The 13,698-nt window shown below is 59.9% G+C and carries 12 protein-coding genes; 6 read left to right on the forward strand and 6 right to left on the reverse strand.

Features of this window, described 5'->3' with window-relative positions; all coding sequences use genetic code 11:
* Positions 1-78 precede the first annotated feature (78 nt).
* From JZX88_RS11750 to JZX88_RS11760, 3 genes are all read right to left on the reverse strand, one after another.
* A complete protein-coding gene (locus JZX88_RS11750) occupies positions 79-1,146 on the reverse strand; it encodes a YeeE/YedE family protein (protein WP_236773994.1) in 1,068 nt (355 codons plus the stop codon).
* A gap of 186 nt (positions 1,147-1,332) precedes the next feature.
* Positions 1,333-2,262 (reverse strand): sulfurtransferase, encoded by a 930-nt coding sequence (locus JZX88_RS11755; RefSeq protein ID WP_206913684.1) that lies wholly within the window; start codon positions 2,260-2,262, stop codon positions 1,333-1,335.
* 228 nt (positions 2,263-2,490) lie between these two features.
* A complete protein-coding gene (locus JZX88_RS11760) occupies positions 2,491-3,114 on the reverse strand; it encodes an alpha/beta hydrolase (RefSeq protein ID WP_206913685.1) in 624 nt (207 codons plus the stop codon).
* 332 nt (positions 3,115-3,446) lie between these two features.
* Here JZX88_RS11760 and JZX88_RS11765 point away from each other — a divergent pair, with 332 nt between their 5' ends.
* On the forward strand, positions 3,447-4,517 hold the full coding sequence (locus JZX88_RS11765) for an LLM class flavin-dependent oxidoreductase (protein WP_206913686.1): 1,071 nt from the start codon (positions 3,447-3,449) through the stop codon (positions 4,515-4,517).
* A gap of 57 nt (positions 4,518-4,574) precedes the next feature.
* On the opposite strand, the gene JZX88_RS11770 is transcribed toward JZX88_RS11765, so the two are convergent.
* The 3 genes from JZX88_RS11770 to JZX88_RS11780 form a co-directional block, all read right to left on the reverse strand.
* Complete coding sequence (locus tag JZX88_RS11770; protein ID WP_206913687.1) at positions 4,575-5,753, reverse strand: acyl-CoA dehydrogenase family protein; 1,179 nt, start codon at positions 5,751-5,753, stop codon at positions 4,575-4,577.
* Positions 5,750-6,781 (reverse strand): ABC transporter substrate-binding protein, encoded by a 1,032-nt coding sequence (locus JZX88_RS11775; RefSeq protein WP_206913688.1) that lies wholly within the window; start codon positions 6,779-6,781, stop codon positions 5,750-5,752. The genes JZX88_RS11770 and JZX88_RS11775 overlap by 4 nt, the downstream gene beginning before the upstream one ends.
* 67 nt (positions 6,782-6,848) lie before the next feature.
* Entirely contained in the window at positions 6,849-8,456 is a 1,608-nt protein-coding gene (locus JZX88_RS11780) for an ABC transporter substrate-binding protein (protein WP_206913690.1), read from the reverse strand.
* Positions 8,457-8,726: 270 nt separating this feature from the next.
* On the opposite strand from JZX88_RS11780, the gene JZX88_RS11785 reads away from it, so the two are divergent.
* The 5 genes from JZX88_RS11785 to JZX88_RS11805 are packed head-to-tail and all read left to right on the forward strand — an operon-like array spanning position 8,727 to position 13,690.
* Complete coding sequence (locus tag JZX88_RS11785) at positions 8,727-9,716, forward strand: ABC transporter permease (RefSeq protein WP_065117478.1); 990 nt, start codon at positions 8,727-8,729, stop codon at positions 9,714-9,716.
* Positions 9,713-10,708 carry an ABC transporter permease gene (locus JZX88_RS11790; protein WP_065117477.1) on the forward strand — a complete coding sequence of 332 codons (996 nt, stop codon included), beginning with the start codon at positions 9,713-9,715 and terminating at the stop codon, positions 10,706-10,708. Before JZX88_RS11785 ends, JZX88_RS11790 begins: the two co-directional genes overlap by 4 nt.
* Positions 10,705-11,703: an ABC transporter ATP-binding protein gene (locus JZX88_RS11795; protein ID WP_065117476.1), complete on the forward strand. Its 999-nt coding sequence runs from the start codon at positions 10,705-10,707 to the stop codon at positions 11,701-11,703. Before JZX88_RS11790 ends, JZX88_RS11795 begins: the two co-directional genes overlap by 4 nt.
* The gene (locus tag JZX88_RS11800; protein WP_065117475.1) at positions 11,681-12,616 is read left to right on the forward strand and encodes an ABC transporter ATP-binding protein; all 936 of its coding nucleotides are present in this window, start codon (positions 11,681-11,683) and stop codon (positions 12,614-12,616) included. Before JZX88_RS11795 ends, JZX88_RS11800 begins: the two co-directional genes overlap by 23 nt.
* Positions 12,617-12,634: 18 nt before the next feature.
* Positions 12,635-13,690, forward strand: a complete 1,056-nt coding sequence (locus tag JZX88_RS11805) for an aldo/keto reductase (protein ID WP_206913691.1) — start codon at positions 12,635-12,637, stop codon at positions 13,688-13,690.
* Positions 13,691-13,698: the final 8 nt, after the last annotated feature.

Consider the following 13,698-nt stretch of genomic DNA (forward strand, 5'->3'; position numbering starts at 1 on the left):
AAATGCGGACTAAGGTTGCCAAGGCGAGGAAAATTCCATTTCGGACAGCGGAATTGGCCGTATTTCAGCATGGGGGTATCACGGCCAGGAAAGCCTGCGTTTGATAATGAGGCCCGCAAAGGCGCCAAGACTACAGAAAACAAGAAATACCCAGCCCGACACCGCACCCGCATGAATGCCCGACAGCAGCACGCCGACGGTGCAGCCAAGCGCGGTCATGCCGCCCCAGCCCATCAACACACCGCCGGCAAAACGGGTTGCCAACCCGCCGGCAGATGGCCAGGATGGCTGGAATTTTCCCGCCGAAAGCGCGGCTGCGAAGCTTGCAAAGATCAGCCCCAGCACGAAGACGCCGTTAGGCGACAGAAGCGTGGTTTTCACCGCGCTGATGCAGCCGCGCACCGTATCGAGGCCCGCAAGCGTTTCCGGCACCCATGCCGCGGATGCGCCGGCCGTTCTGACGACGCTGCCGAGTTCGGCGGTCACCCCAAGCGGCGCAACGCGGAAATAGGAAAAGGCGCTGATGGCTGCAACCAGAACCCCGGTGACGACCGGCGGCCAGCGTTCGACAAAAACGCTTCGCAGGGCCTGTTGCAGCCGGTTTTCCGGTACGCCCGATGGAACAGACGCTGACTTATCGAAAAAAAGAACAATGAAGATCAGCCCGGCCAAAACAAAACCGACTATCAGCAGCGCCAAGCCGTATCCCAGATGGTGCGGCAGCCAGACCGGCGGATCGTTGAATACGCTGAGCCTATAAAGAAAATTCCAGCTGAGGAACGCCAGCAGAAAACCGAGCGCCGCACCGGCAATGGCAAGAACGGAGCCAAAGGCTCCTTCCCCCAACCGGTAAAAATGCCCCGACAGGCAGGAGCCGGAAAGTGCAGCGCCTACACCAAAAACCGTCGACGCCAACGCCAGGACCCAGCCGACCGGGCCGATATGCGCATTGGGCGGCAGACGACCAAGCTGTGGAACCGGCATCCACGCGATGGTGATGATCTGATAAAACACCACGCCCGCAAGAAGTGCGACGAGAATCGCAAGGACGCCATCCGAGCGCCTGTCGTCGATGAAATCCCGGAAATTGCAGAGGAAGCAGAACCGCCCGCGCTGCATCACGATGCCAAAAGCGATACCGGCCAACAGTGAAAATGCAAGCTGCCTGCCGTTCTCAAGCGTCCCCAGTTGGTGAGCAGCAACAGTCAGCGTGCATAAAATGGCCAAGGCCGCGAAGCGGCGAAAGGTAAGATGCATGAAATACCGGATATGGCAGGAGAAAACGCCGGTGCGCCGCACTGGCGCACCGGCTTCAAAAAGGAAGGCTGCGGCTTATTTGCCCGTCCAGACCGTACCGGTCGGGTTGCTGATGGGAACGCCGACCGCATTGCCATATTCGGTCCAGGAACCGTCATAGTTGCGGACGTCGTAACCGAGTATCTTCTTCAAGGCGAACCAGGTGTGGCTGGAGCGCTCGCCGATACGGCAATAGGTGATGACCGGGGCGGAGCCGTCGATGCCCTTTTCCGCATAGATCGCCTTGATCTCGTCTGCGGATTTGAAGGTGCCGTCCTTGTTGACGATGGTGCCCCACGGCACGTTGACAGCGCCGGGAATATGGCCCGCGCGCACTGACAATTCCTTGACGCCATCGGGTGCGAAAATCTTGCCGGAATATTCATCCGCCGAGCGAATATCGACCAGCTTGATATTATGTTTGCCTTCGGCCACGGCGACCACGTCAACAAACCGCGCCCGCACCGAGGTGTCCGGTTCGCCAAGTTTCAGTTTCGTTTCGGCCGTTGCGGGTGCCGATGTGTCGAAAGGCAGGCCCTGCGCTTCCCAGAGCTTACGGCCACCATCCAGCAGCTTCACCCGGTCGCCAAGGCCATAGGTTTCAAAAATCCACGCGCCCCAGGCGGCGAACCAGTTATTGTTGTCGCCATAAAGAACGATCGTCGTATCGTCACTGACACCGGCCTTTTGCAGCAGGGACTGGAAATTTTCCCGCGCGGCAATGTCGCGCCGTTCCTTGTCAACGAGATCCGTATGCCAGTTGAGGTTCACCGCGCCGGGAATATGCCCGCGCTCGTAGACGCCCGTATCGACGCTGACTTCGAAAACCCGAACCTTCGGATTGTCGAGATTTTCCTTCAGCCAATCGGCCGTCACCAGCGCGTCCGATGCGCCGGCAGCAGACAGCGATACCGTCGACAACAACAATCCGCCGAGAGCCGACGCTACAGACTTGATCCTGGACATTCCCTTACCCCTTCCTGATTTGATGACCATTGAAAGGTCGCAACAAAATCGTCCGGAGCGAAGAAACTGTTTTTCATATTTTCTGTAGAAAATAAATGCAGTCACTCAAAACAATCAAAAGATGAGATTCGAAATTTTCTTCGGATAAAACCGCCATAAAACTCTCAAAAGTTGTATACCGCTGAAAGCAGGACTGAACTGGAACACATCCCTTCATGAGCCGACAGATTATGGTGCGCTGGCGTCCCCCTGAAGATGCCCGCCGCGAACCACGGGCAATCCCCGTATTCTCGATCTGGCCGCAGGCGATTGGGAGCCCGCACCCGTTTTCAGGCGTGCCAGCAGGTCATATCCCTCCGCCCACCTTCCAAAACCGGCAGCGATATTGATATGCCCTGCCGGGCCAAGATTGACGAGATCGCTTCCCCAGCTGGCAGCCGTATATGCCAGGTCTTCCGGGCTCATATAGGGGTCGTTCATACTGCCGACGACGAGACTGGGGAAAGCAAGCGGCGCCAGAGGAAAGGCTCCGAACCGAACGATACAGGGATGCATCGCTTCCACCCTGTCCAGATGAGCCGGTGCGACAAGAAGCGCACCTCTGATTTTTGCCGCCGCCGGCCGGGAGGCCATATTCGCGACTAGCACGCAACCGAGGCTGTGCGCGACGATATAGGCGCTGTCGACAGAGGCAAGCGCTGCTTCAAGACGGCCGAGCCAGTCCTCGAGAACCGGGCATTGCCAGTCATCCTGATCTACCAGTTGCGCTGCGGGATCATCCAGCAGCCAGTGCCGCTGCCAATGCCCCTCATCCGAACCGTTCAGTCCGGGAACAATCAAGGTGGTACACATGCCTGCTCCGTGGTTGCGGGTGGTCCGTGCAAAGCATGATGATTTTTACGATTCCAGTCGAATGCTCGCTTGCTCACCTTTCTGGATCAAAGAAAAAATCGATCTGAAGAAATTCGATACAGAAGAAAATGCGTTCTCAACCGCCGATAAATCCCTGTTCGGGCGGAATCATTTACTCACATTTTTTACATAGAAAATATGTGCAATATATTCCCTTCCTGCGGAAAGCTTTTCCTCCGACGCACATCAAATGAGACACCGCTGCTTGGCCCATCCGCCGTCGCTTTGTCATTCTCGCACCGCGACATGAATCGAAAATTCAGGCGGATAATGTGAGCAGCACGAGCGAATTTCTCTGGTACATCCCCAATGACGTCAAACCCGGCCACAGGGGCGATGCCGTCAGCGACAACCATAACAGCCTCGATACGTTGAGCAGCCACGCAAAGGCGCTGGAAAATCATGGCTGGAAAGGCGCGCTGATCGGCACCGGCTGGGGCCGGCCCGACACATTCACGGTGGCGGCCGCCCTTGCGGCGCGCACCACCACCTTCGAGCCGCTGATCGCCATCCGCCCCGGCTACTGGAAACCGGCCAATCTCGCATCCGCCGCCGCCACGCTCGATCAACTCTCGGGTGGCCGGGTACGGATCAATGTCGTCTCGGGTCGCGACGAGCTTGCCGCCTATGGCGATGAAGAAGGTGATCAGGCGCAGCGTTATGCGCGCACGAAAGAGTTCATGCGGCTGGTGCGGCGGCTCTGGACGGAAGAAAATGTCACCTTCGACGGGGATCATTTCCGCGTCAAGAATTCGACTGTCCTGCCGCGTATCGCCGCACGCGACGGCCGGCCGCATCCCAAACTTTATTTCGGCGGCGCATCCGAAGCGGCCGAGCAGGTCGCCGCAACCGAGGCCGATGTACAATTGTTCTGGGGCGAGCCACTCGCCGGTGTGGGCGAACGGATAGAAAGGCTCAGGCATTTCAGTGAAACGCTTGGCCGTGACTTACCACCGCTGCAATTCGGCCTGCGGATCACCACGCTGGTACGTGAAACGACGGCAGAAGCATGGCGCGACGCGGAAGCGAAGGTTGCCGAGATGGCGGCGAACAACGGAGCGCGCTGGAACGATCATCTGCAAGGCGTGGCAATCGGCCAACGCAGGCTGCTGGATCTGCACCGTCAGGGCGATGTTCTGGACGATAATCTTTACACCGCACCGGGCAAGTTCGGCGGCGGCGGTGCGGCAACCACATGGCTGGTGGGTTCGGCGGAAGATGTCGCGGCGTCACTGCGTAAATACCGCGCGCTTGGCATCACCCATTTCGTGCTTTCCGACACGCCCTATCTGCAGGAGATCGAGCGGCAGGGCGACAGGCTGTTGCCGCTGTTGCGGGATTGATGCCGAGACGATGCCGGGCGATCCTGCAAAGGCAAGGCCGCCCGGCGTTTTCATCGATCAGCCGCCCGCCGCCTTGATGCTCTGACGGCCGAGAATTGTGCGGATCATGTGGCTTTGTGGCGCATGCGCCCTTGCCGTGATGGCATCGCGATGATGGCGTTCGAGATTATAATCCCGGCGCAGGCCGCGATTACCGCCAAGTTCCAGCGCCAGATCCGTCACCGCCACCGCATTGTCGATCACCACATGGCGAACGGCGAGCGCATCGGTTCCTACCCTTTCGCCAGCGTCGATATCGCGGGCGACGGAGAGAAGTAGACGCCGGTTTGCAGCAAGAAGCACTTCGATCTGGCCGAGACCTTCCTGAATACGGGGAATGGAGGAGAGCGGCGCACCAAGGCTTGCCGGGACATGGCCATTCAGATGGCGCAGGAGATCGTCACGCGCCGAAAGCGCAACACCGTGATAGACGGAAGCCAGCAGCGCGAAGAAATTATAGCCGTCTGCCTCATCGCGCCGCAAGGGCTCATCCGCCGGCTGTTCGGCAACGATATCGGCAAGCGTCACCCTTACCTCCTTCAGCACCAGGTCATGGCTTGCGGTGGCATACATGCCGGTCGCTTCCCATGCCTTTTCCTGGGTGATGCCCGGCGCATCCAGTGGTACCAGAAGCTGGATCAGGCGCGGCGCCTCTTCCGTCGTTACCGCAAGCACGATCGCCCATTTCAGACCCGGCAGGCCGGTGACGAAACTCTTGCGACCATTGACAATCCAGACATCGCCCTCGATCCGCGCCGTCGTTTCCGGCAGGCCGCCATGGGCCGGCGAACCGACCCCCGGCTCCGCCTGCGCATTGTTCAAAAGCGCCGGTTCCCTGCTATTGGCGGCCAGCACCCTTGAAGCAAGTGCTAGCGGCCACTTGCCGCGCCGTATCGCGGCATGAACGCTGTAATGCATGGCGAGAATGAGGGCGGTGGACGGATCGCCCCTGGCAATGGTCGCAATGACGGCATGGGCCGTCTCCATGCCCTCGCCCCAGCCGCCATCCTTTTCAGCCGTGACGAGACCCAGCAGGCCGGACTTGAAAAGCGCCTCGAAATTGCCGGCGGCGAATTCGCCGCTTTTGTCATGGTCCGCCGCCGTCAGGCTGAAATCGTCGGCCAGCGCAGTTGCGACGGCAACGGGGCTGGATTGCTGTTCCGGCGGGCGCGGAACGGCGGATAACGCACCACTCATGCCACCGCCCTTTCACTTGCCGTCACGAAACGATCGTCAATCCATTCGCCGAGATCGAAGTCGTTTTCAAGAAAACCCCATTGATGCAGGAAATCCTTGTAGTGACCGACAGCGGCGACAAGGTCCGCATCAAGGCCAAGGCCGAGATGGCGGTGGACCTCCGGCCCGTTGGCGACCAGAACCTGTTCTTCCGTCGCGCCGGCCTCACGGGCAATAAAACGACGCGTTTCTTCCGGATGCTGCTCCGCCCAGAGCGAGGCTTTGCCGATGGCGGCAACCAGCCGCTCCACCAGATCGGGGCGCTCATCGGCAAGCCGCCCATCAACCGTTAGCACCCGGGGCGAACCGGAATTGATGCGTATCTTCGGATCGGCGTGAAAACCGAATTCCACCACCTGCACCGCACCGATCAGATTGGCGGCAGCAATACCCGCCGTTCCCTTGACGAAGATCGCGTCGACCTCACCCCGCAGCAGCGCGATGATCTCCCCACCGAAAGACTGCCGGCGCTTCAGCCCGAAAAGCGACGGTCCTTCCTGCGAGGCCAGCACCGAATCCGTGATGACGATATCCGTCAGTTCGACATCCTCTACCGTCAGCCCTTCCAGCGAAAGCGCCGAGACGATCCCCTTCAGCGCCGTCGCCCGCATGAAATCGACAATGCCTTCCGGCCTGCGCGGCACGCCGAAACGGCGACCGGCAAGATCGGCAACAGAGCGGATACCGGTCTCCGGCAGGGTGATGATTGCCTGAAACTCATCCGTCCAGGTAATGCCGACAAGGCGTGTATTGCGCCCTTCCGAACGGGCGCGGATGGGCGGCACATTGCCGCCGTGACGGAAGGACCATTCCAGCGTGTGGTTGAAATGACTCTGACGCACGGAACGGTCAGGCGAATCGATGATGGATTTCAGCGATATGCCGACCTCCTCGAAGGTCTGCCCGAGATAACCGAGCTGGGCCGCCAGTCCCACGGGCGTGGGCACCGGGCAGCGTGTGTACCAGATTTCAGAAAGTGACGTGCTCATGGCTTTGTCCTCGATGAAAGGGAAAAGTCCCGGCCCGCAGCAAAGGGGGCCGGGTCTGGTGAAACGATCAGGATGCGGCGATATGCGCGAAGGCGAGGCTTCCCGCCACACCTTCGGCGCCGATGGTGTGATCGGCGATACGCTTGTTGAAGATGGTAATTTCTGGTGCTGCGACGATGTCGATTGCAGGCACGTCTTCAACGAGAATCTGCTGGATTTCCTTCCATTGCGCGACGCGCTTGTCCGGATCGATCTCGACGGCGGCGGCTTCGAGAAGCGCATCCACCTTCGGATTGCTGTAGGCCGCGCCATTGGAGAAAGGCACGCCCTTCTTGAAGTTCTTCGACCAATAAAGCCGCTGCACGCCGACGGTCGGATCGAAGAGATTGCTCATGCCCTCATAGGCAAAATCGAAATCGCGATCCGTGTAGATGCGCTTGGTATAGGTGGCGAAATCCTGCGTGCGCACTGTCACATCGACGCCGACTTTCGCCAGCGCCTGGCGAATATAATCCGCACCGCGCGGATAGGCTTCGGTGCTCGGCACATAATCCAGATTGAGCTTGAAACGGATGCCATCCGCACCGCGCTTGTATCCGGCCTCATCGAGAAGCGCTTCGGCGGCCTTCAGATCGATCGGGTAGGTCTTCAGATCATCCACGAACCATTTCGTCAGCTTGGGATTGATCGGCCCGGTGATGGTTGCGCCGTAACCGTAATTAACGGTGTTGAAGATGACGTTGCGGTCGATCACATGCGCAAAGGCGCGACGGACGCGCACATCCTTGAACACATCCTTTTCGAGATTGAACTCCACGCGGCTGACGGAATTCGAATATTGATAGCCGTTTGTCTCAAAACCGAGGCTCGGAAGCTCTTTCAGCCGGTCGAGATCGCTATAGGCGACCGGCGTGCTGGGGGCGAGATCGATCTCGCCGGTTTCGATGGCAATCGCGCGGGCGGAAGCGTCAGGAATGAAGCGGACGATCAGCTTGTCGAGATAGGGGCGCGGCGCATCCCAATAATCGGCATTGCGCTCGAAAACGATATGGCTGCCGCGCACCCACTCCTTGAACTTGAACGGGCCGGTTCCGATGGGGGCGAGATTGACCGGGTTTTCGGTGACTTTCGTGCCTTCATAGAGATGTTTCGGCACGATGGGTGTTTCGGCGGCGGCGAGCGCCGTTATCAGGTATGGCGCTGGTTTGGAAAGAACCAGAACCGCCGTCAACTCATCAGGCGTCTCGACGCTTGTGAGGTTCAGGAATGTATTACGGCCGCGCGGATGCACTTCCTTGATGGTATTGATGGAGAAAGCCACATCGGCTGATGTAAACGGCTTGCCGTCATGCCACTTTACGCCAGGCCTCAGCTTGAAGGTGTAGCGCAGGCCATCTGCGCTCACATCCCATGATTTGGCCAACAGCGGCTTGGGATTGAGATCGAAATCATAGGTCAGCAGACCTTCGGTCACCTTTGGCGATATATAGACGGAATTATAGGCCGTATGCGCGATCGTCGTCAGCACCGGCGGTTCCGATGAGATGAGCAGGGTGGCCGTGCCGCCACTTGCCGGCTCCGCCGCGCGGAGCTTCAGCCCCGGCAAAGACACCACGCCAAGCGCCACCGAGGCCAGCAGGAAACTTCGCCGCGTCGTCTGGTTGAAAATAGTCATGCGATACCCTCTCCTTGATTGAACCGGCAAAAAACCGGCAAACTGAACGGTCGCGCTTAGGAAGAAGTTTGTTCCGCAGAGGAGAGTGAGTTTGGCATGAAGAACCAACCATTCTCATAATTAGGAATTATCTTTTCTTTATTGCGCATATTTCCGTAAATTTCAGAAAATAATTCTATTACTCTTTGACAAATTCCATAAAATTAGTCAACTAATGCTCACGCCATTCGAGGCTGATTTTATGTTTCCCACGCTTACGGACTGGAGCCGATGTCGAATTCGAAACGGATTTTATCGCAGGCAAGACGGGTGGCCATTCAGGCCATTCCGACGGTTCTCGGTATCGTCATCCTGAACTTCTTCCTGCTGCAGCTGGCGCCCGGCGATGCCGCCGATGTCCTGGCAGCGGAAGCGGGTTCGGCAACCGTCGAGACCATGGCGGAAATCCGCTCCCGCTTTGGACTGGATTTGCCGGTTCTGCATCAGCTGATGAACTATCTCGGCAATCTGGCCCAGTTCAGCCTTGGTTTTTCGCCGCGATACGGCATGCCGGTGGCAGACCTTATCGGCCAGCGCCTGCCCGGCACGCTTGCGCTGATGGGCGCAGCCCTTGGTATCGCGATCTTCGTCGGCGTGTTCCTCGGCTCCATCATGGCGCTTTTCTCCGGCAAGCTGCCGGACCGGATCATTTCGATTGGCTCACTGATCTTTTATTCCGTACCGGGTTTCTGGATCGGCCTGATGCTGATCCTGACCTTTTCGGTCAAGCTCGGCTGGCTTCCGTCCGGCGGTGACAGCACTATCGGCAGCAGCCTTACCGGCTTTTCAGCCTTTCTCGACAGGCTGCGCTACATCGTGCTCCCTGCCCTGTCGCTGGCTCTCTATTTTCTGGCCATATATGCCCGCCTCACCCGCGCGGCGATGCTGGAGGTGAAATCCCAGGACTATGTGCGCACGGCGCGTGCCAAAGGCGTTTCGCCGATCAGGCTCACCACACGCCACATCCTGCGCAACGCGCTCATCCCCATCACCACCATGGCCGGCATGCATATTGGTGGCCTGCTCGGCGGCGCCGTCGTGGTTGAAACCGTCTTCAGCTGGCCGGGCCTTGGCCGCCTCGCCTTCGAAGCCGTCATGGCGCGGGACTTCAGCGTGCTGCTCGGCATTCTGCTTCTCTCCTCCCTCGTCGTCATCATCGTCAATGCAGCCGTAGACCTGTTGCAGGCATGGCTTGACCCCCGCATCGGAGAAAGCCGATGAATTCCTCCCACACGACAGCGGTTCTCAACACGGCCGAACTTGGCGCTGAAGAGACCAATCCCAAACCGAAAAAGCCGGAAGAAAAGGCCTGGCCCTATATTCATGCGCCGGATGCGCTTTCGGCCCGCTCCGTCTCCGTGCCGCGACGTGGACTGCGGCGCGAACTGAAAATCTTCCTCACCAATCCCAATGCCATCGTCGGGTTGCTGTTTCTCGCCACCGTCATCGTCACCGCACTGATCGCCCCGTTGATCTATCCCGGCGATCCCCTGGAAATGGTGGCCCGCCCGTTCCTGTGGCCGGGCCAGAACGCGGCCTATCCGCTCGGCACTGACTCCATGGGCCGGGATGTTCTGGCCGGCATCGTGCATGGCGCGCGCATTTCGCTCACCGTCGGTGTCGTGGCAACGCTGATCGGCCTCACCATCGGCATCGCGGTTGGCGCCTTCGCCGGTTATTTTGGTGGCGTCATTGATGATATCCTCGTCAAGCTGATCGAAATCTTCCAGACCTTGCCGAATTTCGTGCTCTTGGTGGTGCTGGTCGCCATCGCCCAGCCGTCTGTCACCACGGTCACGTCAGCCATCGGCATCATCACCTGGCCGCTCGTTGCGCGTCTTACCCGTGCGGAATTCCGCGCCATCCGCGAAAAGGATTATGTGCTCGCCGCCCGCAGCCTGGGTTATGGTCATGCCCGCATCGTGTTTCAGGAAATCCTGCCCAATGCGCTGCCACCGATCATCGTCACCTCATCCGTCATGGTGGCGGGGGCGATCCTCATGGAGGCAGCGCTGTCCTTCATGGGGCTTGGCGATCCCAACCGTGTCTCCTGGGGTTCGATGATCGGTTCCGGCCGTGATGTCATCCGCACGGCGTGGTATCTGACCGCCCTTCCCGGCCTTGCCATCGTCTTCACCGTCATTTCGCTGAACCTCATCAGCGATGGCCTCAACGATGCGCTCAACCCCCGTTTTTCGGAGGAACGCCGATGAGCAAACTGATCGAAGTCCATGATCTCTCCGTCAGCTTCGGTTCAACCCAGCCGGTCAAAGGCGTCAGTTTCGATGTCAGCCCCGGCGAAATGCTGGCGATCGTCGGCGAAAGCGGCTCCGGCAAATCCCTGACGGCGCTTGGCCTGATCGGCCTCCTGCCCTCCCACGCCAAGACCGGCGGCCGGGTTCTGCTCGAGGGCCGCGATCTGCTGCCGCTTTCCGAGCGGCAATGGCGCGGCATTCGCGGCCGGGATATCGGCATGATCTTTCAGGAGCCGATGACCTCGCTCAACCCCGTGCTGACGGTCGGCGAACAGATCATCGAGGTGCTGCGCATCCATGAGAAGATCGACCGGCATCAGGCGCGCAAACGCGCCATCGAACTGCTGGACCTCGTCAACATTCCCGATGCCGGCCGCCGGGTGGATGATTATCCGCACCAGCTTTCCGGCGGCATGCGCCAGCGTGTGATGATCGCCATCGGCGTTGCCTGCAATCCGAAACTCCTGATCGCCGACGAGGCGACGACGGCTCTTGACGTGACGATACAGGCGCAGATCCTGCAACTGCTCGACAATCTGCGCCGCGATCTCAACATGGCGGTCATCCTCATCACCCACGATCTCGGCATCGTGGCGCAATGGGCAGACCGGGTGATGGTCATGTATGCCGGCCGCAAGGTGGAGGAGGGATTGCCGGAACCGGTTTTCTCCAACCCCTACCATCCCTATACGCGCGGCCTGCTTGCCGCCTCGCCGCGCGCGGAAGACGGCCAGCATTATCGCGACGGGCCGCTCATCGAGATTCCCGGCTCCATCGTTTCCGCCACGGGGGAACGCGGTTGCGCCTTCCGGCCGCGCTGTCCGAGCGCCCGTGGTTTCTGCGGGCAGTTCGTGCCGCCGCTAAGGCCGATTTCGGAAGGCCGCTACGCCGCCTGCCCCTTCGTTGCTCCCACATCCCAGGAGGTGTCCGATGACGCTCTTGTCAGTGCATAGTCTTTCCACCCACTATACCGGCGGACGCGGCACCGTGCGCGCCGTCGATGACGTCTCGCTCGATATCGAGGCGGGCGAAACCGTGGCATTGGTGGGCGAATCCGGCTGTGGCAAATCCTCGCTCGGCAAGTCTCTGATGCGTCTGGTCGAGCCGTCTTCCGGCAGGATCACCTTCAAGGGCGCCGATGTGACGGCAATGACGCCTTCGCAGCTGCGCGGCATACGCCGCCGCATCCAGATGATCTTTCAGGATCCTTTCGCCTCGCTCAATCCGCGACAGACGGTGCGCACCATCCTTACCGGGCCGCTGAAAGTGCACGGCATCGGCGACCGGACGCGCCAGCGGGAGATTGTTGAAGCCATCGTCGCGCAGGTCGGCCTGCCCACGGATTCGCTCGACCGTTATCCGCATGAATTTTCCGGCGGTCAGCGCCAGCGCATCGGCATTGCCCGCGCACTGGTTCTGGAACCGGAACTGGTGGTCTGCGACGAGCCGGTCTCGGCGCTCGATCTTTCGATACAGGCGCAGATCCTCAATCTTCTGGTGGAGATGAAAAAGCGGCTTTCGCTGTCCTATCTCTTCGTCTCCCACGATCTTTCCGTGGTGCGTTATTTCTCCGACCGCGTGCTGGTCATGTATCTCGGCAAGATCGTCGAAAGCGCCCCGACATCGGAACTCTGGGCTTCTCCGAAGCATCCTTATACTCGCGCCCTTCTCGCTGCCGTTCCCGATCCCGCCCGCCGCAAGCAGGCGGCACCGATTTCCGGCGATCTGCCGAGCCCGCACGATCCGCCATCCGGCTGCCGGTTTCACACACGCTGCCCGCTCGCCACCGATCTCTGTCGCGAAAAAGCGCCGGATTACACCCTTTTCGGCAAAAACCACGCCGTGGCCTGCCACCATGCCCAATAACTTAAAGGAGCAACCATAATGGTCGACTATCGCTATCTCGGACGCAGCGCGCTGAAAGTTTCACCGCTGAGCCTCGGCACGATGATGTTCGGAGGCCCGACACCGGATGACGTGGCCTTCCGCATCATCGACAAGGCACGCGAACAGGGCATCAACTTCATCGACACCGCCGATGTCTATCACGACGGCAAGTCGGAAGAGGTCGTTGGCCGCGGCATCAAGTCCACGCGCGATCACTGGGTTCTGGCGACGAAATTCGTCAATTCCCATACCAAGGGCCCGAACGTTGGCGGCCATTCTCGCAAATGGGTGATCGAGACCGTCGAGAATTCGCTGCGCCGCCTCAACACTGACTATATCGACATCCTCTATTTCCACCGCGCCGTCTTCGATGCGCCGCTGGAGGAGCCGGTGCGCGCCATCGCCGATCTCATCCGCGCCGGCAAGCTGCGCTATTTCGGCGTGTCGAACTTCCGCGGCTGGCGCATCGCTGAAATTTCGCATCTGGCCGATCAGCTTGGCATCGACCGGCCGGTTGCCAGCCAGCCGCTCTACAACATCGTCAACCGCACGGCCGAAGCCGAGCAGCTGCCGGCGGCCAATCATTATGGCCTTGGTGTCGTCTCCTATTCGCCGCTCGCACGCGGCGTACTGACCGGCAAATATCAGCCGGGCGAACAGCCGGGTGCCGATACCCGCGTTGGCCGGGGCGACAAGCGCGTTCTGGAAACGGAATGGCGTCCGGAATCGGTTGAAATCGCCCAGAAGGTCGCGGCCCATGCCGCTTCAAAGGGCGTTTCGGCGGCGGATTTCGCACTCGCCTGGGTGCTGAACAACAAGTTCATCACCGCCGCCATCACCGGCCCGCGCACCGAAGAGCACTGGAATGGCTATATCCGCGCCCTCGATGTGAAAATCGATGCCGAAGATGAAGCACTGGTCGACAGCCTTGTGACGACAGGCCATCCCTCGACACCCGGTTTCAACGATCCGAGCCATCCCGTCGAAGGCCGCGTGCCGCGCAATCTCGAGGCCGCACACCGCCCGGCGCTCAAGCCGCGCGCGGTCGCCTGATCGCCCAG

The organism is Agrobacterium sp. OT33 (genome assembly GCF_017313365.1).
In the GTDB taxonomy this organism is placed as follows: Bacteria; Pseudomonadota; Alphaproteobacteria; order Rhizobiales; family Rhizobiaceae; genus Agrobacterium; species Agrobacterium rhizogenes_A.